Origin of the sequence: Salimicrobium humidisoli (genome assembly GCF_002295105.1) — a bacterium.
Classification (GTDB): domain Bacteria; phylum Bacillota; class Bacilli; order Bacillales; family Halobacillaceae; genus Salimicrobium; species Salimicrobium humidisoli.
The window spans coordinates 1-25,316 of record NZ_NSGH01000005.1 but is presented as its reverse complement, the minus strand read 5'-3'; the positions used below and the strand labels follow the sequence as shown (position 1 = coordinate 25,316).

Annotated in this window: 25 protein-coding genes; all 25 read right to left on the bottom strand. The window is 52.0% G+C overall.

All coding sequences use genetic code 11. The features are described 5' to 3' along the window. Nucleotides 1-13 precede the first annotated feature (13 nt). Entirely contained in the window at nt 14-979 is a 966-nt protein-coding gene (locus tag CKW00_RS04145) for a gluconeogenesis factor YvcK family protein (protein WP_095821522.1), read from the bottom strand. Further along, nucleotides 979-1,866, bottom strand: a complete 888-nt coding sequence (gene rapZ, locus CKW00_RS04140) for an RNase adapter RapZ (protein WP_095821521.1) — start codon at nt 1,864-1,866, stop codon at nt 979-981. The genes CKW00_RS04145 and rapZ overlap by 1 nt, the downstream gene beginning before the upstream one ends. A gap of 165 nt (nt 1,867-2,031) precedes the next feature. Continuing rightward, nucleotides 2,032-2,985: a thioredoxin-disulfide reductase gene (trxB, locus tag CKW00_RS04135; protein ID WP_095821520.1), complete on the bottom strand. Its 954-nt coding sequence runs from the start codon at nt 2,983-2,985 to the stop codon at nt 2,032-2,034. 72 nt (nt 2,986-3,057) lie between these two features. Continuing rightward, entirely contained in the window at nt 3,058-4,056 is a 999-nt protein-coding gene (locus tag CKW00_RS04130) for a tetratricopeptide repeat protein (RefSeq protein ID WP_095821519.1), read from the bottom strand. 113 nt (nt 4,057-4,169) lie between these two features. Beyond that, nucleotides 4,170-4,784: a bifunctional phosphoribosyl-AMP cyclohydrolase/phosphoribosyl-ATP diphosphatase HisIE gene (hisIE, locus tag CKW00_RS04125; protein ID WP_095821518.1), complete on the bottom strand. Its 615-nt coding sequence runs from the start codon at nt 4,782-4,784 to the stop codon at nt 4,170-4,172. Further along, on the bottom strand, nt 4,781-5,539 hold the full coding sequence (gene hisF, locus CKW00_RS04120) for an imidazole glycerol phosphate synthase subunit HisF (protein WP_095821517.1): 759 nt from the start codon (nt 5,537-5,539) through the stop codon (nt 4,781-4,783). The genes hisIE and hisF overlap by 4 nt, the downstream gene beginning before the upstream one ends. Beyond that, nucleotides 5,539-6,261, bottom strand: a complete 723-nt coding sequence (hisA, locus tag CKW00_RS04115) for a 1-(5-phosphoribosyl)-5-[(5-phosphoribosylamino)methylideneamino]imidazole-4-carboxamide isomerase (RefSeq protein WP_095821516.1) — start codon at nt 6,259-6,261, stop codon at nt 5,539-5,541. The genes hisF and hisA overlap by 1 nt, the downstream gene beginning before the upstream one ends. Nucleotides 6,262-6,293: 32 nt before the next feature. Continuing rightward, nucleotides 6,294-6,938: an imidazole glycerol phosphate synthase subunit HisH gene (gene hisH / locus CKW00_RS04110; protein WP_095821515.1), complete on the bottom strand. Its 645-nt coding sequence runs from the start codon at nt 6,936-6,938 to the stop codon at nt 6,294-6,296. Next, on the bottom strand, nt 6,935-7,525 hold the full coding sequence (gene hisB / locus CKW00_RS04105; RefSeq protein WP_095821514.1) for an imidazoleglycerol-phosphate dehydratase HisB: 591 nt from the start codon (nt 7,523-7,525) through the stop codon (nt 6,935-6,937). Before hisB ends, hisH begins: the two co-directional genes overlap by 4 nt. After that, nucleotides 7,518-8,795: a histidinol dehydrogenase gene (hisD, locus tag CKW00_RS04100; protein ID WP_095821513.1), complete on the bottom strand. Its 1,278-nt coding sequence runs from the start codon at nt 8,793-8,795 to the stop codon at nt 7,518-7,520. Before hisD ends, hisB begins: the two co-directional genes overlap by 8 nt. After that, nucleotides 8,792-9,427, bottom strand: coding sequence for an ATP phosphoribosyltransferase (gene hisG / locus CKW00_RS04095; RefSeq protein ID WP_008587095.1), 636 nt, complete (start codon nt 9,425-9,427; stop codon nt 8,792-8,794). The genes hisD and hisG overlap by 4 nt, the downstream gene beginning before the upstream one ends. After that, nucleotides 9,427-10,608: an ATP phosphoribosyltransferase regulatory subunit gene (locus tag CKW00_RS04090; RefSeq protein ID WP_095821512.1), complete on the bottom strand. Its 1,182-nt coding sequence runs from the start codon at nt 10,606-10,608 to the stop codon at nt 9,427-9,429. The genes hisG and CKW00_RS04090 overlap by 1 nt, the downstream gene beginning before the upstream one ends. Before the next feature lie 73 nt (nt 10,609-10,681). Next, complete coding sequence (locus tag CKW00_RS04085) at nt 10,682-11,494, bottom strand: hypothetical protein (RefSeq protein WP_095821511.1); 813 nt, start codon at nt 11,492-11,494, stop codon at nt 10,682-10,684. A 112-nt stretch (nt 11,495-11,606) separates the two neighbouring features. Continuing rightward, complete coding sequence (locus CKW00_RS04080) at nt 11,607-13,271, bottom strand: glycerol-3-phosphate dehydrogenase/oxidase (protein ID WP_095821510.1); 1,665 nt, start codon at nt 13,269-13,271, stop codon at nt 11,607-11,609. A 219-nt stretch (nt 13,272-13,490) separates the two neighbouring features. Then, nucleotides 13,491-14,036 carry a glycerol-3-phosphate responsive antiterminator gene (locus CKW00_RS04075; protein ID WP_095821509.1) on the bottom strand — a complete coding sequence of 182 codons (546 nt, stop codon included), beginning with the start codon at nt 14,034-14,036 and terminating at the stop codon, nt 13,491-13,493. After that, nucleotides 14,029-14,523 carry an acyltransferase gene (locus CKW00_RS04070; RefSeq protein WP_095821508.1) on the bottom strand — a complete coding sequence of 165 codons (495 nt, stop codon included), beginning with the start codon at nt 14,521-14,523 and terminating at the stop codon, nt 14,029-14,031. Before CKW00_RS04070 ends, CKW00_RS04075 begins: the two co-directional genes overlap by 8 nt. A gap of 3 nt (nt 14,524-14,526) precedes the next feature. Next, nucleotides 14,527-15,477, bottom strand: a complete 951-nt coding sequence (locus tag CKW00_RS04065) for a nucleoside recognition domain-containing protein (RefSeq protein WP_095821507.1) — start codon at nt 15,475-15,477, stop codon at nt 14,527-14,529. Nucleotides 15,478-15,487: 10 nt separating this feature from the next. After that, entirely contained in the window at nt 15,488-16,324 is an 837-nt protein-coding gene (gene lgt, locus CKW00_RS04060) for a prolipoprotein diacylglyceryl transferase (protein WP_095821506.1), read from the bottom strand. A 12-nt stretch (nt 16,325-16,336) separates the two neighbouring features. Then, nucleotides 16,337-17,296, bottom strand: a complete 960-nt coding sequence (hprK, locus tag CKW00_RS04055) for an HPr(Ser) kinase/phosphatase (RefSeq protein ID WP_093107282.1) — start codon at nt 17,294-17,296, stop codon at nt 16,337-16,339. A gap of 315 nt (nt 17,297-17,611) precedes the next feature. Next, nucleotides 17,612-17,959, bottom strand: coding sequence for a phage holin family protein (locus tag CKW00_RS04045; RefSeq protein WP_008587077.1), 348 nt, complete (start codon nt 17,957-17,959; stop codon nt 17,612-17,614). A 19-nt stretch (nt 17,960-17,978) separates the two neighbouring features. Further along, entirely contained in the window at nt 17,979-18,968 is a 990-nt protein-coding gene (locus CKW00_RS04040) for a DUF4097 family beta strand repeat-containing protein (RefSeq protein ID WP_095821504.1), read from the bottom strand. A gap of 28 nt (nt 18,969-18,996) precedes the next feature. Then, nucleotides 18,997-19,635 (bottom strand): bacillithiol biosynthesis deacetylase BshB2, encoded by a 639-nt coding sequence (gene bshB2 / locus CKW00_RS04035; protein ID WP_095821503.1) that lies wholly within the window; start codon nt 19,633-19,635, stop codon nt 18,997-18,999. Continuing rightward, nucleotides 19,628-19,999: a YojF family protein gene (locus CKW00_RS04030; RefSeq protein ID WP_095821502.1), complete on the bottom strand. Its 372-nt coding sequence runs from the start codon at nt 19,997-19,999 to the stop codon at nt 19,628-19,630. The genes bshB2 and CKW00_RS04030 overlap by 8 nt, the downstream gene beginning before the upstream one ends. A 4-nt stretch (nt 20,000-20,003) precedes the next feature. Then, the gene (uvrA, locus tag CKW00_RS04025; protein ID WP_095821501.1) at nt 20,004-22,865 is read right to left on the bottom strand and encodes an excinuclease ABC subunit UvrA; all 2,862 of its coding nucleotides are present in this window, start codon (nt 22,863-22,865) and stop codon (nt 20,004-20,006) included. A 7-nt stretch (nt 22,866-22,872) separates the two neighbouring features. Continuing rightward, nucleotides 22,873-24,852 carry an excinuclease ABC subunit UvrB gene (gene uvrB / locus CKW00_RS04020; protein WP_095821500.1) on the bottom strand — a complete coding sequence of 660 codons (1,980 nt, stop codon included), beginning with the start codon at nt 24,850-24,852 and terminating at the stop codon, nt 22,873-22,875. Between the last annotated feature and the right edge of the window lie 464 nt (nt 24,853-25,316).

Here is a 25,316-nt window from a genome sequence, read left to right as displayed (position 1 = left end):
TCATCCCTCCTTTCTAAACGCTGCGGTCGTTTATCATGTTGTACAGCAATTTGGACAGCTTCTCAGGGTCGTGACGGATCACCTGTTTTGTTCTGTCAATGATGTCTTCTTCGATAATCTTTATATTCATCGATCGCAGGCGGTCGAGGTCGTAGCTGACCGGCTGTGCGTTCTCTTTTGCGTAAAGTTCACGCATCTCGGAGCGGATCGGCTTATTGTGCACAATAATCGAATCCACCACGTCATCCCCGATGTGATCGTGGATCGCCTGCAGATGATCGGCGGCTGTATAGTGGGAAGTTTCCCCTTCCTGGGTCATTACGTTACACACATACGTCACAGTCGCCTTTGTTTCGCGGAGCGCCTCTTTCACTTCGGGAATGATCAGATTCGGGAGTATGCTTGTGTAAAGGCTGCCCGGCGAGATGACGATCAGTTCGGAATCCATAATAGCATCAATCGCTTCCGGCAGAGGTTCGGCCGGTGTCGGACTCAGGAACAGATGTTTGATCCGTTTGTTCGCCTCCGGTATCTTCGACTCTCCGGAAACGATCGTTCCATCATCCATTTCGGCATGGAGGTTCATCGAATACTTGGATACGGGATAAATATTCCCTTTCACGTTAAGGACGCGGGAGAGCTGCTTGATACCATCATAAAAATCACCCGTCATGTTGGTCAGTGCGACGAGAAGAAGATTTCCCATCGAGTGGCCGGACAGGCCGTTCCCATCAGGAAACCTGTGCTGAAAAAGATCGAGCAGAATCGGTTCCGCTTCCGATAAAGCGGCAACCACGTTCCTGATATCCCCGGGAGCAGGGATTTCCATTTCCGAGCGTATTTTTCCGGAACTTCCTCCATCATCAGCGATTGTCACCAGAGCAGACAGGGAAATAGGCTGCTTTTTCAGGCCTCTGAGAAGAACGGGCATCCCCGTTCCTCCTCCGACGACGAGCACTTTGTTCTCCGGCTGTCCCATCAGGAAAGTTCCTTTCTCTTTTCGATGTCCCTGTGCGTCACTTTCGTAAGGAAATCCTCCCCGAAATGCTGAGCCAGAAATTCGGCGATTGCCACAGACCGGTGCTGTCCTCCCGTACATCCGATCGCCACGACAATCTGGGACTTCCCTTCTTTACGGTAGCGGGGAAGCATGAAAGCCAGCAGATCTTTCAGTTTATCGAGGAACTGTTTCGTTTCGGCCCATTTGAATACATACTGCACCACTTCATCATCGAGGCCGGTTTTCGGACGCATCGTTTCCACGTAATGGGGATTCGGAAGAAAACGCACGTCGAACATAAGATCCGCATCAATCGGCACCCCGTGTTTAAAACCGAAAGACACCATCTGCACGGAGAACACCTGCTGCTCTTTCTCTTTGAACGTCTGGAGTATATCTCCGCGCAGCGCCTTCGGTTTCAGATCCGTCGTATTGAATATGGTCTGCGCTCTTCCCCTCAGCTCATCCAGCATTTCTCTTTCTTTTTTTATGCCTTCAAGCGGAAGCCCTTTCGGCTCGAGCGGGTGGCTCCTTCTCGTTTCTTTGTAACGCGACACCAGTTCCTGATCTTCGGCATCAAGGAAAAGTATATGATCCTCGACCCACTCTTCCTGGCTCAGAGCATCAAGTGACTCGATCAGCGAGTCGAAAAATTCTCTTCCGCGAAGATCCATGACGAGAGCGACATTCTGGATATTGTTACTCGGATCCTTCATCAGTTCCAGAAATTTCGGAAGAAGAGCCGGAGGCAGATTGTCCACGCAGAAGTAGCCGAGATCTTCAAAACTCTGAACAGCCACCGTCTTCCCGGCACCTGACATACCGGTGATAATGACAAGTTTCGCTTTATATGCTTGCGGATCCATACTTTTCCCCCTTATCGGTACGTTGCTTTCTATTCTTCCTCATTATACTACGTTTTCGCAACTTGATACAAAAAAGCGCAGGTGATAAACACCTGCGCCATAAAGATATACCTTAAAAAGGGCGGCAGCGCGGCGGGAGAACCATTACTCCAGTCCGTGCTTTTCTCAGGAACCCACTTTTTCAAGTTCTTCCATCAGGTTCTCGATATAGTTTTGCGCAGACTGGGCGGCAATACTGCCATCTCCTGTAGCTGTCACAATCTGACGGAGCTCTTTATCACGGATATCCCCGGCAGCAAAAATGCCCGGTACCTTCGTCTCCATTCTTTCATCCGTCTCGACGTACCCTTCCTCATTCGTAACTCCGAGGTTAAGGAATGGAGTATTGAGCGGGATGAGACCGATATAGACGAATGTTCCGTCCGTTTTCATCTCGTACTCTCTTTCTTCATTCTTATCATAAAGAGTGACGCTGCCTACTTTACCGTTCACATCGTTGATGGAACTGACAGTCGTATCCCAGATAAAGTCGATTTTATCGTTATCGAAAGCCCGGTCCTGAAGAATCTTCTGAGCCCGGAGTTCGTCACGACGGTGGATGATGGTAACTTTGCTGGCGAAGCGTGTAAGATAAACACCCTCCTCCACAGCAGAGTCGCCGCCGCCGACAACAACGATTTCCTTATCGCGGAAAAAGGCACCGTCACATACGGCACAATAGGATACGCCGCGGCCTCCGAGCTCTTTTTCTCCGGAGACGCCGAGTTCTTTGTATTCGGCACCGGTAGCGAGAATGATAGAGCGCGCTTTATACTCTTTCTTTCCGGCTACTATCGTCTTGTACTCCTTGCCATCGATGATTTCTTTAATATCTCCGTAGGCGTATTCGGCACCGAATTTCTTCGCGTGGCCGAACATTTTATTGGAAAGATCCGGACCGAGAATGCTTTCGTATCCCGGATAGTTCTCTATATCTTCCGTGTTCGCCATCTGACCGCCCGGAATTCCGCGTTCAATGATCAGTGTGCTCATGTTCGCCCGTGAAGTATAAACAGCCGATGTCAGCCCCGCCGGCCCTGCACCGATAATAATAACGTCATAAATGTTCTCCTCATTCATGGTTATTCACTCCTTTGTCTTTCAATCTTTCATCATCATAGTAAATTTGTCACAGTCCGTCTATTTATTTGCTTATCCGATGATCCAAGGGCCTTCCGTTTCCGTCAGGACAGGGAATCGGGCTCGTCCCTTCTTCCACAGTTCTTCCGCTTTATGAGGATCTCCGGTGTGGAAAGAGGCGATGCTGTACCATTTCATATACTGATACCGGTTTTTCACAGCTTTCTTACCGAGCTTCCGGAACCGTTCTGCCGCTTCCGTATATTCACCCGCTCTCGTAAGAGCCGTCGCCACGGCCAGCTGCTGTTCTTCATGCATCGGGAAGACATTTTTCAACTGATGAATGTGGTGTTTCACGAGTTCGAACTGGTTCATCTCTACGTAAAAAGTTACCAGGTTGATATGACAATGGATATCCTCCGGTGACTCTTCCGCCCAGTCCCGTTCCATCTCCACCGCGGCTTCCTGTTTCCCGGTATGGAAAAGTGCGTAAGCATACTGATGCTTCGTCAGCGGAAAGGAAGGGAACAGTTCCATCATTTCATCGAGAAGCGCAAGGGCTTCCTGCCACTCGTGATGTTCAAGGTGGTAATGTACCGTTTCCTGGTAGACGAGAAGCTCGTCCTCTTCATCGAACTGAAATTCTTCGCGTTCTTCCGGTTCCAGGGAATCGATCATTTCCTTAAGCTGTTCCGCCGCTTCCCGGAACTCCCCGTCTTCGTCTTTCTCCATATACGTGTCGAGGTGCCTGCTGGCGTCCTGAAAAAGCCCGAGATGAGCGTAGTTGTTCGCCATGAGATAATAACAGTCCGGATAGGCGTCCCCTTTATCGCGGAGGACATCCGTCAGCAGCTGATTCGCTGCATGATAAGAACCAACCTCCGTATAGACGACGGAAAGTTGGCATTTATACAATGGTTCGTTTTCATTTATTTCTATCGCTTTCCGCAACCAGCGCACCGCCCGGTCGAAATACCGGTTCTGAAAAGCCTGTACTCCGTGGCTGAAATAAAAACTGCTGGTCGGGACAAAGGGAATGACTTTACTTTCTTCCTCTACCATCGTCGTCATAAATTGCCTCCTGTTTTTCGTTCCGTATCAAAAATACTACCAATTATGCAGTATATCATAAAACGGAGCAGGTGGTGAGAGGTTTTTTCATTTAAGGCAAAAGGACGGGTGAATCACTTACTGTGGCGTTCCTCGAGGACGGCAAGAACGTCGTCCAGAGGTACGTTCCTGTCTGTCAGCAGCATCAATAAGTGGAAAAGCAGATCGGCCGATTCCAGGGCGAGTTCTTCGCGGTCATCATTCTTTGCGGCGATTATGACTTCCCCGGCTTCTTCCCCGATTTTCTTCGCGATCCGGTCGACCCCTTCCTGGAACAGCTTCGACGTATACGATTCTTCCGGAAGTTCCGCTTTTCTTTTGGCGAGAAGTTCTCCGAGCTCTGTCAGCATCCGGTAACGGTCCGAGTCCTGTGAGTACAGCGCATCATTGAAACAGCTGTAACTGCCGGTATGACAGGCCGGTCCTGCCGGAGTCACCTGTACGAGCACGGCGTCCTGGTCACAGTCATACGAAATGGCTTCCACCTTCTGGGTATTTCCGGATGTTTCCCCTTTATGCCACAGCTCCTGCCGGGACCGGCTGTAGAAAACCGTCTCTTTTTTCTGCAGCGTCTGTTTCAGTGCCTCTTCATTCATGTAGGCGAGTGTCAGCACTGTTTTGGAACGGGCGTCCTGGACAATGGCCGGGACCAGCCCTTTTTCATCGAATACGACATCTTCTGTTTTCAACGTACTTCCACTCCTTTATTTCTCAGATAGTCTTTCACATTTTCAATCGACGTTTCTTTGTAATGGAAAATAGAGGCTGCGAGGGCGGCATCGGCGTCCACTTCCGTGAACACTTCATGGAAATGTTCTTTGTTCCCGGCGCCTCCGGAGGCTATAACCGGGATTGTCACTATGTCCTGCACGGCTTTGAGCATTGCAAGATCGAAGCCCGTCTTCGCACCGTCCTGGTCCATGGAGGTGAGAAGAATCTCTCCCGCTCCGAGACGCTCCGCTTCCTCGGCCCATGCCGTGACCGTCCGTTCGGTCCGGTGACGGCCGCCCGCAGTGTAGACGAACCATTCTCCTTTTTCTTCATCCCATCTTCCGTCAATGGCGACGACGATACACTGGGACCCGAAATAATCCGTACCTTCTCTTATGAGAGCCGGCCTTTTTACGGCCGCCGAGTTGACAGCTACTTTATCCGCCCCGTTCCGCAGTGTTTCCCGCATATCCGCGATAGTCCGGATTCCGCCGCCGACGGTGAACGGAATGAGAAGTTCGGAGGCTACTTCCCTTACCACATCGATCATCGTTTTCTGTCCTTCGTGCGTTGCTGAAATATCAAGAAAAACAAGCTCGTCCGCGCCGGCTTCGTCATATACCTTCGCCAGTTCCACCGGGTCACCCGCATCACGGATGTCGACGAACTGTATACCTTTTACGACTCTTCCCTCTTTGACATCGAGGCAGGGAATGATGCGCTTTGCGAGCATTACACTTCCTCCTTCAGCGCTTCCGTAAGTGTGAAGCGTCCGGTATAAAGAGCCTTCCCGATAATCGTACCGCTGATATTTTCGTGATTCTTCAGCTCCCGTATATCCGCAAGCCCCTGAATGCCGCCCGAGGCGATCACTTCGGCGCCCGTCTCTTTAGCGAGTGCCGCTATTTCCTCCGTATTCGGACCGGCGAGCATGCCGTCACGCGCAATGTCCGTATAGATGAAAGTCGCAGCACCCGATTTCTGCAACTCCCGGCCAATGTCCGCCGCCCTGATCTCCGAGGTTTCAAGCCATCCTTCCGTCGCGACGTACCCGTCCTTTGCATCAAGTCCGATGACGATGCGGGAGCCGTACGTACGGAGAAGTTCTTTCGTCAGCTCCGGATCTTTCACAGCGAGCGAGCCGATGATGACCCGGTCCACGCCGGCATCAAGATAAAAGGCTGCATCTTCCATGGAACGGATACCGCCGCCGACCTGAATCCGGCTGTCCAGCTCCCCGGCTGCACGGATGACGTCCCGGGCATTTTTCCTCGACCCTTCTTTCGCGCCGTCCAGATCCACCATATGTATCCAGGAAGCCCCTTTTTCCGAAAAATCGCGGGCGACGTCGAACGGGCTGTCGCCATAAATCGTTTCTCTGCTGAAGTCTCCCTGCTCGAGACGTACGCATTTGCCGTTGCGCATATCAATCGCAGGATAAATGGTAAAACTCATATTTCCACCTGCTCTCCCTGTATAATTACCGCTTATCTGCGGGTGACGTTCCGGTTCTCCACTTTGCTGCAGAAATTCTCCAGCAGCTGGATTCCGGCCCTGCCGCTTTTCTCCGGATGAAATTGACTGGCCACGACATTGCCGCGCCCGATGATGGCCGGTACCTCCCGGTGATAATCGGCGGAAGCCAGCAGAACGTCTTCATCCTCCGTCTCCACTACGTAGGAATGAACGAAATAGACGTATTCCTCTCCGACATTTTCAAGTACGAAGTGGCCGGGGTGATGAAGTGTCAGCCGGTTCCACCCCATATGAGGCACCTTATACTTCTTCCCTGCATCCGTCACGCCCCGGAAGCGCTTGATCGTTCCTTCGAAAACTCCCAGTCCTTCCGTGAAGCCGCCTTCTTCGCTGCTTTCGAACAGCAGCTGCATCCCGAGGCAGATTCCGTAAAACGGTACGCCCCGGTCGATTTTTTCTAATATGAACCGGCGGAAACCGTGCTCTCCGAGAGCTTTCATCGCATCCGGAAAAGCACCGACACCCGGCAGTATAAGTCCGTCCGCATGCTCAAGCTGCTCCGGCCTGTCTCCTATGCAGTACTCCACATCCAGGCGTTCCAGTGCTTTTGATACGCTGAAAAGATTCCCCATTCCGTAATCGATGATTCCGATCATGACAGACTTCCTTTCGTACTCGGCACCCCTTTGACCCTGGGGTCGACCCGGGTCGCTTCGTCAAGAGCCCGGCCGAGCGCCTTGAACATAGCCTCGACGATATGGTGGGAATTATGACCGTGGTGGACGATGATGTGTAAGTTCATTCTCGCTTCCAGAGCCAGTTTCCAGAAAAATTCGTGAACATTTTCCGTATCGAACGTTCCGATTTTCTGAGAAGGGATGTCCGCGTGCCACTCGAGATGAGGCCGGTCCGACATATCGACGGCTACCGTGACAAGCGCTTCATCCATCGGAAGCATCATCGATCCGTACCGCTTCATACCGTGCTTATCACCGATAGCCTGATGGAGCGCCTGGCCGAGGCAGATGCCTATATCTTCCGTAAGGTGATGGTCATCCACTTCCACATCCCCCTTACCGGTGAGTGTCATATTGAACAGTCCGTGTTTCGTGAACAGCTCCAGCATATGGGAAAGAAAAGGTACCTGTACGTCCAGGTCCGCTTCGCCCTCTCCGTCCACCTCAAGCTTCAGGTCGATCTCCGTCTCTCTCGTCTTTCTCGTTACGCTCCCCGATCTAGTCATCAAATCGCTCCTTTCTTTTCTCCACCGCCCGGGCGTGCCCTTCGAGATCTTCGAGCCGGGCAAAACTTGCAATTTTATCGACATTCCTGTGCCACGCAGCTGCGCTGTAGGAAATGACACTCGATTTCTTCATGAAGTCATGTACGTTCAGCGGACTTGAGAACCGGGCCGTGCCGCTCGTCGGCAGGACGTGGTTGGGTCCTGCGAAGTAGTCGCCGACAGGTTCCGAACTGTACGGACCGAGAAAAATAGCGCCGGCATGCCTGATGGCACCGAGCTGTTCATAAGGGTTCTCCGTCATCACTTCCAGATGCTCGGGAGCGAACTCATTCACCGTATCCACGGCCTCTTCCATCGTGTCCACGACGACTGTACCGCCAAAAAAGTTGATGCTCGCTTCTGCTATATTCTTTCTCGGGAGCTGTTTCAGCTGCTCTTTCACTTCTCTGTCCACGTCATCCGCCAGCTGACGCGACGTAGTGATGCATACCGCTGAAGATCTTTCATCATGCTCCGCCTGCGACAGCAGATCCGCCGCCACTTCTCCGGCGCGGGCCGTATGATCACAGAGAACGGCTATTTCGCTCGGTCCGGCGATCATATCGATGTCCACGTCGCCGAACACCTGCTTTTTGGCAAGAGCGACGAACATGTTACCGGGTCCGGTTATTTTATCCACCGCAGGAATCGTTTCCGTCCCGTAGGCAAGAGCGGCAATCGCCTGTGCTCCCCCTATTTTGTATATTTCTGTTACCCCGAGAATCTGGGCCGTCGCAAGTACTCCGATCGGCACCTGCCCGTTCTCTCCGGGCGGAGTAACCATGGCTATCCGTTCCACCCCGGCCACCTGTGCCGGAATAATGTTCATCATGACCGAAGAAGGGTAGGCCGCGGTCCCTCCCGGCACGTAGACACCGGCTTTGTCGATGGGGGAGTATTTCTGGCCAAGCATCGAACCGTCTTTTGATGTATCAAACCACGAAGCAGGCAGCTGTTTTTCATGAAAACGGCGAATATTCCCGGCCGCTTCCTGAATAATATCCAGATATTTACCGCTCAACGATTCATAAGCGTCACTTATCTCCTCACGCGTCACCCGGAAATGGGATAAGGAAATACCGTCGAATCTCTCCGTATATTCCTTTACAGCCGCGTCTCCCCGTTTACGTACGTCACTTACGATGTCACTGACTTTCCCCTGGATGTCCGACGTATCCTCCTGGCGCGACGTCTTCCATTTTCTTATGTCTTCTCTCGTCAGTCTTCTCATGAATTCACTCCTACCTGTTCGCCCATCTTCTCGATCAGCGGGTCGATCCGCTCACTTTTCGTCCGGTAGCTTACCGGATTCACGATAAGACGGGAAGTGATTTCGGTGATTTTTTCATATTCCACGAGCCCGTTTTCCTTCAAAGTGCGGCCGGTGGAAACGATGTCGACGATCCGGTCACTGAGACCGATCAGGGGTGCGAGTTCAATCGATCCGTTCAGAGGGATGATTTCGATCTGCTCTCCCTGCTCGCGGTAATAGTCGGATGCGACTTTCGGATATTTCGTGGCGATTTTCGGCGCAATCCGGCTGAGCGGCTGGTCCGGAAGCCCGGCCACCGCAATGTAGCAGGGACTGATCTTAAGATCGAGCACTTCGTAGACGTCCCGGTCCTGTTCAAGAAGAACGTCTTTGCCGGCGATTCCGATATCGGCCGCTCCGTACTCCACGTAAGTTACGACGTCCATCGGTTTAGCCATCATTACGTTGATATTCTGCTCCGGAAATTCGAGAATCAGTTTCCTTGATTCTTCGGCCCCGGCACCTATGTCATACCCCGCCTGCTGCATCAGCCCGGCTGCCTCTTCGAATATACGGCCTTTCGGCATAGCGATCGTCAACGGTTTCGTCATCACCTGTCGCCCCCTTCCTTATACATCTCTCTAGCTGTTTTGAATTTCAGAGAAAATTTCTCCACATCCGCGACCTGGTCGATATGCTGGATAACCACCTGTTCTCCCTGTTGCCGCAGACGTGCCGCTTCCTGAAGTCCCGCTTTGAATGTAGCGTCATCGACAAGAAGGCATAGCGGACCTTCCTTCGTATCCGATGCCCCGTCCAGCGCTTCGACGAGTCGTTCCACGTGTACGGCGAATCCGGTCGCGGAAGCATTCAGTTCAAACGACGGCAGCAGAGTGTCGTATCTTCCGCCGTTGCAGAGAAGAGCGCCGACGTTCGGAGCGTACCCTTCGAACAGAATACCCGTGTAGTAATCCATGTGGCTGATCAGATTCAGATCGAACTGTACGAATGATGCCACTTCATACTCCTGAAGCGTCCGGTAGAGCTGTTTAAGGTCATTCATCGCCTTCAGACCCGCCTGTCCTTTGGATAGGGCTCTTGCCTCTTCGAACACTCCCTCTCCGCCGCGCAGTCGAAGCAGAGCGTTCAGGTTATCTTTCGCTTCCTGCGATACTCCGAGCGACCGGACATATTTTTCGTATCCGACGTAGTTTTTACGGTGCAGATAGGAAAGCAGCGCAGCCACCGCGTCCTGATCCCCGGGAAGAAGTTCTTCAAAAAGAGAACGGACGTAACCGATGTGACCGACAGTGATCACGAACTCCTCGAGCCCCGTCTGTTTCAGGGAATCGATCAATAGAGCGATCACCTCGGCATCTCCATATGAAGAATGGTCGCCGATCAGTTCCGTTCCGACCTGTTCAAACTGAGCGGGTTTGCCTGCTTCCGACTGCTGGGCACGGAATACGGAACCGTCGTAGGCGAGCCTGAGCGGAAACCCTTCTTTTTTCAGCTGTGATGCCGCTACCCGTGCAATCGGCGCCGTCATATCCGGACGCAGGACGAGAGTGTGCCCCTGCTGATCCAGAAGTTTGAACAGGTGCGTATCATGAGTGGCGCTCATCTTCCCGACAGTTTCGTGATACTCCACGAGAGGTGTATCCATGAACTGATAACCGTGCGATTCGATGACCTGTGCCATATTTTTTCTTACGTGCTCTTTTTTATTATGGAAAAAAGGAAGCGTGTCGCGCATTCCCAGGGGTTTCTCAAACATGAGTTTCTTCGTCATCGTGCCCGTCCTCCCGTTCATCCTTTAGTATGCTAATATGCTAACAAAATAAAGATATAGCGTCAATCCATAGTTACTGTTCCGTGTGCGACAGGAAAAAAATGAATAAGAGCAGCGTATAGGGAATGTTTTCCGTCGTTTCCCATTCGATCACAGAACCGTGCATCCGCTGCAGTTTATCCGGAGCTCCTACAGGTATCGCACCATTTTTCAGCGTAAGAAGCGTCCTGTCCCGGCTGTCTTTTATGTAATATTTTCCGATATAAGGGTCTCCCGAGGTATAGTAGAGTGTTTCATCTTTCTTCTGATAGGAAAAAACCATCTGTTTACTCTCTTTATCTTTCTTCGCTTTCATCAGTCCGACGTATGTATCTTCGCTGCCTTTAACGTAAGCTTTCGGACGAAGGGAAAATCCTTTCCTTTCCACCTCGTAAAGGACTTCTCCATCTTCTCTCACCTGGTACACCCGGGGTAAAGGAAGACTGGCCGATGCCGAGGAAAGTGACAGCAGCCCGGCCGTGCGGCTCATCGTCGTCTTTTTCTCTGTAATGTCCCCCATGGCGTTTCCCTCCATATCGTAAAAACGGCCGTCTCTTCCTTCCCCGGTTCCGAGGTACATCGTTCGCGGAACTTCAGGAAATGCTGCACGTTCCCCCGTCCTCTTCAGTTCGGCTGACCCGCCGATCTTCGTGAGATCTTTCCATCCGGCCTGAAAGAAATAAAGACCGACACCGAGAGCAGGAATTCCATAGATCAGTATCAGCCCCATCCCTCCTTCACCGATGAGAAAAAACATGAGCATGCCGGCTCCGGCCAGCATGAGAGCGATCCCGCTCAGGCACTGATTTCTTCCTTCTTTTTTAATGAGACTTTCCACCGAATCCATTCCCTCATCCCCTTTCTTCTTTCATTATAGAGAAAATTCCGGCAAAAAGCTAAGACTCTTCCGGCACAAAAAAACCTGCAGAAGATATAATATCTCTGCAGGTCCATTCCTGTTATCGTGCATACTCCACCGGCGTCACCGCTTCTATAAGCAGCTGTTCCAGTTCTTCTTTATATTCGTTCGTCTGATCCTCTGTCCATTCAAGTTCTTTCGCCATATAGCGGATTACGTTATCTTTGTGCTCGCGCACGAAGTTGATGTTGAAGAATAGGGCACCGGTCCGGCGGATGAAGAAATCTACCGGTTTGTACGTCTGTTCTTCCTTCAAAGCGTAGATAAGCTGAGTGAATACGACCGGATCGATCTCCTCTTCCCCTGCTTTCACTTTGTTCTCTTCATACAGAGCATAAAGTTTGTCCACGTTGGCACCGTAGAAACTTACAAGTCTCTCCGCTTCCTCTTTTTCAAGACCGAGTTTCACACCCTCGATCACTTTTTCGTATTGGAATTTCTCGAAACCTTCGGAACCTCCGACTTCCCCGCCGGAAACCGGAATGTGGACTGTGTCGGTATCTCCAAAGTAGACACCGTAGTCTTCCGCCAGCTGATCACGGATAAGATTCACAGCGTCTTCCGCCATCTTACGGTACCCGGTCAGTTTACCGCCGGCCATGGAAATGAGTCCGGAATCAGAAACGAAGATTTCGTCTTTTCTGGAAATCTCGGAAGGATCTTTCCCTTCTTCATAAATCAGCGGACGCAGACCGGCCCAGCTGGATTCCACATCGTCTTTTGTTACGTTTACGTGAGGGAACATGCTCTTCAGCGCCCGCAGAAGATAATCCCGGTCCTCGACTGTCATCGTCGGATGGGCGATATCTCCTTCGTATACCGTATCGGTCGTTCCGATATAGGCTTTACCGTCGCGCGGTATAGCGAAAATCATACGGCCGTCCGGGCTATCGAAATAAATGGCCTGGTGGAGCGGGAACGTGCTCTGATCGAAAACGAGATGGATCCCTTTCGTCAGTCTCAGCGATTTCCCTTTCTTCGAGCCGTCTTTTTCACGCAGCGTGTCGACCCACGGGCCTCCGGCGTTGATGATTTTCTTCGCTTTCACCTGATACGTATCGCCGGTGATCGTATCTTCCACGACGGCTCCGGTCACTTTGCCGTTTTCGTAGATGAAATCGGTCACTTTCGCATAGTTCGCAGCCGTAGCTCCGAATTCTTCCGCTTTTTTCATAACGTCCAGCGTCAGGCGGGCGTCATCCGTCTTATATTCCACGTAGAAACCTGCACCTTTCAGGTTCTCACCGTTTACAAGCGGTTCTCTCTCCATCGCTTCTTCAGGGGAGAACATACGGCGGCGCTCCGCCTTTTTCACTCCTGCAAGAAAGTCATAGACCATCAGTCCGAGGTTCGTGGAGTACGGACCGAAGTTACCTTCTTTGTAAAATGGAAGCATCATCCACTCGGGAGTTGTTACGTGAGGGCCGTTTTCATAAACGATTTCACGTTCTTTCCCTACTTCCGCCACCATTTTCACTTCGAACTGCTTCAGGTAACGCAGTCCCCCGTGGACAAGTTTCGTGGAACGGGAAGATGTACCCGCTGCATAATCCTGCATTTCAACAAGAGCCGTGTTCATACCGCGACTCGAAGCATCAAGAGCGATACCGGCTCCGGTGATACCTCCGCCGATCACTAATACATCCCACTGTTCTTCTGTAAGTTTACGGAACTGTTCTTTACGTTCATAACTGGAAAAACTCATGTAATTATACCCCTTTCCTTCGCTATCATTGTCTGATACGTGTATTCCCTAATAAACCGGAAGTTATGCAGAGGAGCGGTAAAGGAATTTTTTCTGCCCACAAAAAAAGAGACCACAGACAACTTTACGCCGGGCGTAAAGTTCTGCGGTCTCTCCTGCACTCCGACCATTTATTAACTTACGTTCATTGTAGCAGATGTTTCTCCGGAAAAGCAACCGTTATGCAAAACGCCAGAGTTCAGGCTGGGAGGTTGATACCGAGACGGCTCCTGCGCTCAGCGCTTCATCCACTTCCCTCGCCGTACGTATTAGTCCTCCTGCAATGATGGGAATCTCAAGCTCCTGCTTTATTTCGGCGATCATCCCCGGGAGGATGCCCGGCAGGAGTTCGATGTAGTCAGGGGCCGTCTTCAGCACCTGCTTTTTATTCTGAAGGAGGGCCTGGCTGTCGATCAGAAACAGCCGCTGTACCGACGTAATCCCGTACCGTTTCGCCTGCTGGATGACGCCGGATCTTGTGGAGATGATGCCGTCCGGACGGATTTCCCGGCCCAGATACTCCATTCCGTATTCGTCCGTCTTCAGTCCCTGAACGAGATCGGCATGGATAAATACGGTTTTACCCTTTTTCTTCGCTTCCCGGACCATGCTTTTCAACAGCCCGATCCTCGTCTCCAGAAATACCATGTACTCCGTATCCGATTCGAGCAGAGTTTCAAAATCTTTCATGCGGCGTACTGCCGGCAGTACCTGTTGTTCAATCATGGCCTTCTCCTTTCCCGAGCGGTTTCAGAGGATTTCCGCCCATGACGCTTCCGGGCGCCACATCTTTATGGACGAGCGACCCGGCCCCTATGACGGCTCCGTCACCGATCGTCACCCCGGGAAGTATCGTACAGTTGGCTCCGATCATCACGTCCGAACCGATGACCACTTCCCCGAGCCGGTACTCCTTCGTCAAATACTCATGCGTAAGGATCGTCGTATTATAGCCGACGATCGAGTTTGCGCCGAGAGTTATTTTTTCCGGAAACATCACATCCGGCATAGCCTTCAGTGCAAACGCCGTCCTGCTCCCCACTTCCATCCCGAGAAAACGGCGGTACATCCAGTTTTTCCAGGGGATGAAAGGAGTGTAGCGGGCTATTTGCAGTACGATGAAGTTTCGAGCGACTTTCGAAAAAGGCACGGTCTTATAAAGCTGCCACAGCGAATTCGCTCCGGTTACTACATATCTGTCTGTACGGCGCATAGCTCACCCTCCCTGATAAGAATGACGTGTGGCCTCTTTCTTGTCCAGTTTCCAGTTCCACACCAGTCCGACAGCCGCCGTAAGTATGATGGCCGTCACCAGACGTATAGCCAGCAGCGGCCACACGGGAATACCGAGCGGAATGAATACAAGGGTATCTTCCACTACGGCGTGACAGGAGACGAGAAAAATCATTGTGAGGTACATGTCTTTTTTGGAAACTCCATCTTCTTTCACCGCCTGGATCATCACACCCGCTCCATACGCAAGACCGATCGTAAGTCCTGCCGTAACCGTCGTGGACGTGTTCGGTTTCATACCGAGCACTTTCATAAATGGAGCCATCCAGGAGGAGAACGTATTGATCCAGCCGAGTTCGCGCAAGTACTGCATCACGATCATCAGCGGCAGAACGATCAGCGCGAGCTGAACGATCCCCATCACTGCAGTTGTCACCCCGTGCCAGGCGATTTCGAGAGTCCCGGACGGATCCGTCCCGCCGGAAGTTGCGAATCCGTAAGAAGCCAGTTGCGCTCCTCCCTGCCAGAAAACGCTTATAATCCAGGCGGAGAACAGAGCAAGCCCGACCCGCAGGCCGACTACGAACCACCAGCTCACCCCCACTTTTTTGGCGACGGCAGATTCCAGAATCAGATTATGCGAAAACGACAGCATAATCGCCATAATGAATACTTCTTTCACTGTAAACTCGAAAGAAATGATCGCTGCTATCCCGGCATATAAATTCAGGAAATTACCGATGACAAGCGGTACGGCAGCTTCCGCCGAGAGTCCGATCGCGCTGAGGAGCGGTGCTATTTTATCCATGAGCCACGGGAAGACGGGCGTATACTGCACAATAGTCATGAGGAGGGTGATCGGGAAAATGATCTTCCCGAGGGCCCACGTCAGAACGAGGCCCTGTTTCAGCCCCCTTTTAAAAATTTCCTGCATCATTATCGCCTCACTGTCTCACTTTTTTTCCGTTATAATGCCGGTCCGCCTGTTTCGTTCTGCGTCTGTACCAGATCACAAGTATCGCACCGATGATCAGGACGATGGAGATGACCTGGGCCGTGCGCAGCTGGCCGACGATATACAGACTGTCCGTCCGCATCGCTTCAATGAAGAAGCGGCCGAACGAATACCAGATGACGTAACTTAAGAATACTTCCCCGCGGCGGGGATTCACTTTCCTTGCGAGAAGGAGAAGCAGTACGAAACCCGTAATATTCCATAAGGATTCATACAGAAATGTCGGGTGATACAACGTGCCGTCGATGCACATCTGCTGATTGATGAAACCGGGAAGATACTGCATGACGTTCTGATAAAAACTTTCGGAGACCGGGCCGCCGTGCGCTTCCTGGTTCATGAAGTTCCCCCACCGGCCGATGGCCTGACCGAGTATCAGACTCGGTGCAGCGATATCCGCCATCATCCAGAACGATAATTTACGCACTTTCGTATACACGATAGCCGTCAGTACCGAACCGATCAGCGCTCCGTGGATGGCGATACCGCCTTCCCACACGGCGAAAACTTTCCAGAACGGCTCGCCGGCATACCGCTCCCACTCAAAAATAACGTAATAAATACGGGCGGAGAGAATCGCGATCGGAATCGCATAAATCAAAAGATCCACCATATAATCTTTCTTTAGACCGAGCCGTTCCGACTCATAAGTCGCAAGCCACAGTCCAAGCAGGGCCCCGGTCGCTATAATCAGCCCGTACCAGTAAATATTAAGTACTCCCAGCTCCAGAAATATGGGGTCGAGAGGGTCTGTCGTACAAGTCATACTTCTTCCTCCTTAATCTTCGGAACGGTCTTCGGGGGAAGGCGGCTGGTCTTCCCCGGTTTCTATAACGTTTGTCAGCCGCTCGGAAAATTCCTCCGCAGCGTTGATTCCCATGCGCTTCAGCCGTAGGTTCATGGCGGCCACTTCGATGATGACGGCCAGATTACGCCCCGGGCGGACGGGGATCGTCGACTTCGGAAGTTCAACATCCATGATGCGCATCGTTTCCTCATCGAGTCCGACGCGGTCGTACTGTTTCTCTTCGTTCCACAGTTCCAGGTTGATGACCATCGTAATCCGCTTGTGACTCCGTACCGAGCCCGCACCGAACAGAGTCATAACGTTGATGATCCCGAGGCCGCGTATTTCAAGCAGATGTTCGATGAGAGGCGGACTGTTCCCGATCAGCGTATCGTAATCTTCCTGTCTGATTTCCACGCTGTCATCCGCAACAAGCCGGTGCCCGCGTTTGACGAGTTCAAGAGCAGTTTCACTCTTCCCGACTCCGCTGTTCCCTGTAATGAGCACGCCGATTCCGTACAGATCGACGAGCACGCCGTGGATAGCCGTAAACGGAGCGAACTTCGTCTCAAGAAAATTCGTCAGTCTGCTTATGACCCGCGTCGTTTTGTAAGGGGAGCTCATCAATGGCACTCCGCCTGCTTCGGCAGCATCGACAAGTTCCTGCGGGACGTCGAGTCCGCGCGTAACGACGATGCCCGGTGTCACATCGGTGCAAAGATTATCCATCCGTTCCCTCAGCTGTTCCTGCGTGAGCTCGTTCAAATAGGAAACTTCCGTTTTTCCGAGTACCTGCAGACGCTCTTTCGGATAAAATTTAAAATATCCTGTCATCTCCACGCCCGGTCTTGAAATATCGCTCGTATGTATTTCTCTGTGTACTCCCGAGTCCCCGGTCAGTAACTCTAACTCAAATCTGTCCAACAGCTCCTGGGTTATTACCTTCGCCACGCTATCGCCCCCTAGATCAATTATCGCTGCTTTTCATTGTAGCATGACTGGGCAGAAAAGCGGAAGATGATGTTCATCGGCCGGTTTGTACTTTTCGTGAACGACCTGTTTCCTTTTCGTTACCTTCACCGCTCTGTATTCCGGCTGAACGTAACCTTTCCGGCGTTATCGTTCCCTTCGGCCGTACATTTTCCTGCTGAAGGGCACGATTCCCCCTGTTTCGTTACTTTCAGACACGGATTATCAGCCTGAAGGTCACGAAACTCTCTCCAAACTAAAAAAACCTCCTCCGCAGCGCGCGGAGAAGGCTTATCATTACAGATCCTGTATCAATTTATTAAGCACCAGGTTCACAATGGAGATAAGGACGGCTGCCAGAATGGCGACGCCGAAACTTCCGATCTCGAACAGTCCTCCGAGAAGGGCATCTGTGAGCAGGAGCGTAATAGCGTTGATGACGAACAGGAAGAGACCGAGTGAGAGCACGGTAATCGGCAGCGTCAGCACGACGAGTATCGGCCGGATGATGGCGTTCAGAATCGAAAGGATAAGAGCCGCAAAGAGGGCTCCCGTAAACCCGTCGACCTGAATCGAATCAAACAGTACACTCACGACGAGCAGAGCGACTGCGTTTACGATTACGTGCAGTAATGCATTCTTCATCATCTCTCCTCCTTTCTTTTTAGTACACAGTTATGGCGCCGGACTTTACGTCGGCGTCCACGTAATACACCATCTCGTAATCTTCTCTTGCCGTAAATTTAAGTTCTTTCGTCAGCCAGTCGTTTTTATCGGACAACAGTTTGTAGTTATCCAGTTTGCAGCTCAACTTGCCGAAAGCAGAAGACAGATTCCCTTCGATACGCTTCTCCTCCGGAAGCTGCACATTGATCGAGCCGGTGGACGTCTTGAAGAATCCGCGTTCGGCCCGGTGATCCTGCCCGGAGACGTTGATGCTGCCGGAGACCGTCGACAGATCGAGCTTGACGAAAGAACCGCTGGCGGTCACTTTTCCGTTAACCGTTCTGGCATCACACCGGGAAAAGGAACAGTTCTGAAAGTCGACGCTTCCGTTGCCTGTCTCCACGTTTGCTTTCTCCCCGTGAACTTCCGACAGCGTAACGGCTCCGTTGGTCGTTTTCGTCTCCACCTGGTCCGCACGCAGAGCCGAAAGATCGACCCGGCCATTGAATACTTTCGTCTTCACGAAAGCGTAAGCACGGGCCGGGACATACAGCGTCGCGGATACTTTGATTTTATTCGAAGGGCTCGACAGCCGGAGCAGATCGGCGGACGTATCCAGACGCACTTCCTCCCGGAAACGCTGCTTCGCCTCTTCCTCGGAAGAACTCTGGTACATCTTCACTTCGTATTCCGCTTTCACTGTCTCTTTTTCGTGCGTTAGGATCCGGACGGAACCGTTGTTGATATGAATGTCCATATCTTCAAACGAGGTGGCGTCCACTTCCGTCGATTCCCCGAAATCGATCGTATTGCCGAAGCTTAAATCGAAATCGCCTTTTTTGACACGATCCACGGCGTCGCCGAGAAAACTTTTCCACGTATAGGTTTTATCAGGCTCGTTCACGGATTCCAGAAGTCTGGCTCCTTCCTCTGCACTGATGTCCCCCTGTTCGATCATCTTAAGTATTTTCATCCGTTCTTCTGACATCTCTACTCCTCCTTTTCGGAACCGGGTATCACCGGAGCTGATCTCCCGTGTAAAAACGTTCTGTTTTCATCCGTTCGAGCTGGTCTTCCCTGTTCAACAGATCGACCATCCCGTCCGCCTGGGAAAGGTGCGTACGGATCGCTTTCCATTTCGTATCCCAGTAGTCGCTGATGTCCCGGGTGATGGCCGGCTCCCCGAGGTCTTTCTCCGAATCGTTCGAGATGGCGTGCAGCCATAGTTCCGGCGGCTCTTCCATTTCTTTCACCGCTTCCACCGCCGCCCGTCCGAGAGCATCGTGATCCGGATGGACCGCATATCCCGGATAATGGGTCAGAACGAGGTCCGGCCTCTCTTCTTCAAGTTTCGTCCGGAGATGCGTCACCATTTCCTCCAGCGGTTCAAATTCGATCGTCTTATCCCTGTAGCCGAGGTGGACGACGTCAATACCAAGCACCGACACCGCTTCCTCGAGCTCTCTCTTCCTGTGGGAGGACAACGTTTCACGGTTGGCGAACACCGGATTCCCCATGTTACGTCCCATTTCCCCGAGCGTTCCGCACCAGTACGTGACGTGTGCCCCTTCCTCCACGAGAGAAGCTATCGTCCCGCCGGCACCGAACGTTTCATCATCGGGGTGGGGAAAAATGACGATGACCCGTTTACTCATGGTGATCAGCCTCGTGGGCAAACGGCGTTTCGCTGATTTCAAGGGCTACCATGAGCCGTCCCTGTTCGTCATGTCCGGCCATAAGCAGCCGGTTCTGTTCATCCACTTCGTAATCCGTGAGTCCCTCGGCGTATACCCAGCCGAGTTCAAGCTTCAGCCCGACGCGGTAGCCGCCGCCGGTGCTGATTATCTTTCCGTGTTCATACGTAACGTTCGCATTGCGGATGAAGGCACCGACGTTGTGTGCCTTTGCGTTAAAGTGACTCGCATACGCCCCGTTCGTCGTTTCCAGATGTACATACACCGGTGTCCCGGCGAATCTGTCAATTTCTTTCTGTGCTTCTTCCTTTACAATCGGTTCCATGTCATCAGCCTCCCTGTTGCATACGTTCTTCCATACGTTTACGATCCCTTTCAAGAATCGGTTTCAAAAACTTGCCGGTATAGGAAGCGGGTTCTTCCGCCACTGCTTCCGGCGTACCGGTGGCGATGATTTTTCCGCCTCCGTCTCCGCCTTCCGGGCCAAGATCGATGATATGATCCGCTTCCTTGATCACATCGAGATTATGCTCGATGATCACTACCGAATCACCATTGTCTACGAGCCGCTGGATGACCTGCAGAAGTCTTGATATGTCATCGACGTGCAGACCGGTCGTCGGCTCGTCCAGAATGTAGAACGACTTCCCGGTGGAGCGCCGGTGCAGTTCACTCGCCAGCTTCACGCGCTGGGCTTCCCCGCCGGAGAGAGTCGTCGCGGGCTGTCCGAGCCTTACGTACCCGAGACCCACGTCTTCCACTGTCTGCAGTTTCCGCTTGATTTTCGGAAGGTTGGAGAAAAAGTCCAGCGCTTCACTGATCGTCATCTCCAGCACATCCGCTATATTTTTCCCTTTGTATTTCACTTCCAGTGTCTCTCTATTATAACGTTTTCCATCGCACACTTCACACGGTACGTATACGTCCGGAAGAAAATGCATTTCGATTTTGATGATACCGTCTCCGCGACAGGCTTCGCAGCGGCCGCCTTTTACGTTGAAACTGAATCTTCCTTTTTTGTACCCGCGGATTTTCGCTTCGTTCGTATCGGCGAAAATATCACGGATGTTATCGAAGACTCCCGTGTACGTCGCCGGGTTGGACCTCGGCGTCCGGCCAATCGGGGCCTGGTTGATCTCAATCACTTTCTCCAGCTGATCGATCCCTTCTATCGTTCCGTGCGCTCCGGGCTTCTGTTTTCCGTTATGAAGCTTCATGGACAGCGACTTGTACAGTATGTCGTTGATAAGCGTACTTTTTCCGGAACCGGATACGCCCGTCACTGCGGTGAAAACCCCGAGCGGCACTTCGGCGTCCACTTTCTTCAGGTTGTTTTCTTCCGCCTCTTTCACTTTGAGGGTCCGGCCGTCCGGTTTCCTCCGTTTCAGCGGAAGGGGGATGAACCGGTTACCGGCAAGGTACTGCCCGGTCAGCGATTTCTTGCTCCTCATCACCTGTTTCGGCGTACCCATGGCGACGATCTGTCCGCCGTTCTCTCCGGCCCCTGGTCCGATATCGACAATATAGTCTGCTTCAAGCATCGTATCTTCATCGTGTTCGACCACTATGAGCGTGTTATCGAGATCGCGCATCCGCTTCAGCGTCTGGATCAGACGGTTGTTGTCCCGCTGGTGCAGACCGATGGAAGGTTCATCGAGAACGTACAGTACGCCCGTCAGCGCCGAACCAATCTGAGTGGCCAGCCGTATCCGCTGCGCCTCGCCGCCTGAAAGTGTACCGGCGGAGCGGGACAGCGTCAGGTAGTCGAGACCGACGTTTGCGAGGAAGCTCAACCGTTCACTGATTTCTTTCAAAATCATGTTGGCGATCGTTCTTTCTTTTTCGGTGAGCGGCACATCCGTAAAGAAACTGTTCGCTTCCGTTACGGAGAAATCCGTCACCTGACCGATATGCTTGCCGTTCACTTTAACGGAAAGGGCTTCCCTGCCGAGGCGGTAGCCGTTACATTTCGGACACGGTTTCTGCGCCATGTACTCTTCCATCTGTTCGCGGATGAAGTCGGAAGAAGTCTCCCGGTAGCGGCGCGAAACGTTCGGGATGATGCCTTCATAATATATATCGTTATCCCGCACTTTTCCGAAGTCGTTTTCGTAGCGGAAATGTACCGTCTCTTCCCCGCTTCCGTAGAGGAGACGTTCCAGCTGCTGTTTCGGAATATCTTTCACCGGGATACCCATATCGATTCCGTAGTGGGCGCATACGCTTTTTAAGAGCTGCGGGTAGTACTGGGAGCTCGTCGGCTGCCAGGCGGCAACCGCACCCTCATTCAGGGAAAGGTCCCAGTTCGGGATGACGAGATCTATATCCACTTCAAGCTGCACGCCGAGACCGTCACATCTGTCACAGGCCCCGAACGGGCTGTTGAAGGAAAATTTCCTCGGTTCCAGTTCACTGACGGAAAATCCGCAAATCGGACAGGCATGGTGCTCACTGAAACTCACTTCTTCCTGCCCGACTACGTCGACGGTGACGTGTCCGCCTCCGAGTTCAAGTGCCGTTTCCAGAGAGTCGGCGATCCGTCCTTCCGCTCCTTCTTTTACGACTACACGGTCCACTACAACATCGATGGAGTGTTTTTTGTTCTTTTCAAGTTCGATATCTTCGGAGACCTCTCTCATTTCCCCGTCGATGCGGAGACGCACGTACCCTTCCTTACGCAGTCGCTCAAGCGTCTTCTTATGCTCTCCCTTACGTCCGGATACGATCGGTGCGAGCAGCTGCATCTTCGTCCGTTCCTCGTAGGAGGTGAGCTGATCGACCATCTGCTGAATCGTCTGGGAATCAATCTCTATGCCGTGGTTCGGACACACCGGTCGGCCGATACGGGCGTAAAGCAGGCGGAGATAGTCATAGATCTCCGTCACTGTCCCGACCGTGGACCGCGGATTTTTACTCGTCGTCTTCTGGTCGATGGAAATCGCCGGGGACAGTCCTTCGATCGAGTCCACATCCGGCTTGTCCATCTGACCGAGAAACTGTCTCGCATAAGCGCTCAATGATTCCACGTAGCGCCGCTGCCCTTCCGCATAAATCGTTTCGAACGCGAGAGACGATTTACCGGAGCCGGACAGCCCGGTCATCACTACCATCTTGTTCTTCGGAATGTCGATATCCACACCTTTTAAGTTGTGTGCTCTTGCTCCTTTGACGCTTATATATTTGCTTGGCATGTGCAAGTCATCCTCCCGCTTTTAGTTCAAGCAGTATGTCCCGCAGCTCGGCGGCCCGTTCGAAATCGAGGTCCCTTGCTGCCTGCTTCATTTCTGTTTCCATGTTGTCGATGAATTCCTGACGTTCCTGCTTCGTCATTTCGGACGGTTTCTTATCGAATAGAGGACTTTCCTCTTCTTCCGCCTCGCTCGTAGCCTGAATGACATCACGGATCGCTTTATTGATCGTCGTCGGCGTGATGCCGTGTTCTTCGTTGTAAGCGATCTGTCTTTCACGCCGCCGCTCCGTTTCGTCCATGGCGATCCGCATGGAATCGGTGATTTTGTCGGCATACATAATAACGGTACCATCGTCGTTCCTCGCAGCCCGTCCTATCGTCTGGATGAGCGAGCGCTGGGAACGGAGGAACCCTTCCTTATCGGCATCAAGGATGGTGACGAGCGAGACTTCGGGTATGTCAATCCCCTCCCGCAGCAGGTTGATCCCTACGAGAACATCGTATTTCCCGAGCCGCAGATCACGGATGATCTCGATACGCTCAAGCGTCTTGATCTCCGAGTGCAGATAAGCCACTTTAATGCCGAGTTCTTTAAGATAGGCAGTCAAATCCTCCGACATTTTCTTCGTAAGCGTCGTGACGAGGACCCGCTCGTTTTTGTCCTGCCGCTTGTAGACTTCTCCGATCAAATCGTCGATCTGTCCGTGGATCGGCCGCACCTCGATTTTCGGATCGAGCAGGCCGGTAGGACGGATAATCTGTTCGGTGACTTTATCCGTATGTTCCAGTTCGTATGGTCCCGGCGTAGCCGAAAGATAAGTGATTTCGTTTACGTGTTTTTCGAACTCCTCGAACATGAGCGGGCGGTTATCAAGCGCGGACGGCAGACGGAACCCGTGATCGACGAGTACCTGCTTTCTCGCTTTATCCCCGTTGAACATTCCGCGTATCTGCGGGATAGTCACGTGGGACTCGTCCACCATAATGAGGGAATCCTCCGGGAAATAGTCGAGCAGTGTATACGGAGTCGCTCCTTTTTCCCGGAACGTCAGATGTCTCGAGTAGTTCTCGATCCCCGAACAGAAACCCATCTCCCGCATCATCTCCAGGTCGTAATTCGTCCGCTGCTCCAGACGCTGTGCCTCGAGAAGCTTATCTTCTTCGCGGAAAATCTTCAGCTGTTCTTCCAGTTCTTTTTCTATATTTTCAATAGCCTTTTTCATCTTCTCTTCTCTCGTTACGAAGTGCGATGCCGGGAAAATAGCGACGTGTTCCCGGTCACCGATTACGTCACCGGTGAGTACGTCGACTTCCCGGATCCGGTCGATCTCGTCTCCGAAAAACTCGACCCGGATCGCGTGTTCCTCTCTGGAAGCCGGAATGATCTCAACGGAATCTCCGCGCACACGAAAAGTACCGCGCTGAAAATCAATATCATTGCGGGCATACTGGATGTCGACGAGATTCCGAAGCAGTTCGTCCCGGTCTTTTTCCATACCCATACGGAGGGAGAGTACCATGCTTTTGTACTCTTCCGGGGAACCGAGACCATAGATACAGGAGACACTGGATACGATGATGACATCGTCCCGTTCGAACAGGGCAGATGTCGCCGAGTGCCTGAGTTTATCTATTTCATCATTGATGTTCGCGTCTTTTTCGATGAAGGTGTCGGTCTGGGGGACGTAAGCTTCCGGCTGGTAATAGTCGTAGTAACTGACGAAGTACTCGACAGCATTGTTCGGGAAAAATTCCTTGAACTCGCTGTAAAGCTGCCCGGCCAACGTCTTGTTGTGGGCGATAATGAGAGTCGGCTTCTTCACTTCCTGAATGACGTTTGACATAGTGAACGTCTTCCCGGTACCCGTGGCACCGAGGAGCGTGTGGTGTTTTTTATTACTGTTGATTCTTTCCACCAGTTCCTGGATCGCCTTCGGCTGATCACCTTCCGGGGAAAAATCCGAATGCAGTTCAAATGTATGTTCCACGAAGAAAAACCTCCGTTCTTATCTTTTCCTCTATAGTTTACCACAATAGTTTATCATTCTAACCTCCTGCGAACAAACATTCGTTACCGGAGGGCGTGAGTGAAGAAGAGGCGCCCTGTCCGGTAAGGAAATTGTGCCGAATCGTTACCTTCGGAGAACGTTTCGCCGGGTGAAGGTAACGAAAAGATGAGAATCCTTCCCTTCGTCCTGAACTTTTGCCCGCGAACGTCACGATTCCGGGATAATCGTTACCTTCGGAAGCGGAAATCCCTTCCCAACGTAACGAAAACCCTCACGGAATCCCGGCACAAAAAAACAGACGACCCTAAAGGGCCGTCTCAGGCTGTCGAGAAAGTCTCGGCAGCTTTTATTTTTTTCTGTTTTTTAAATAGATCACCGCGTTAATTTGTTATAATAGCTGTAACTTATCAACGAAAGGTGATTGGATGTTTCAATCTAAAACT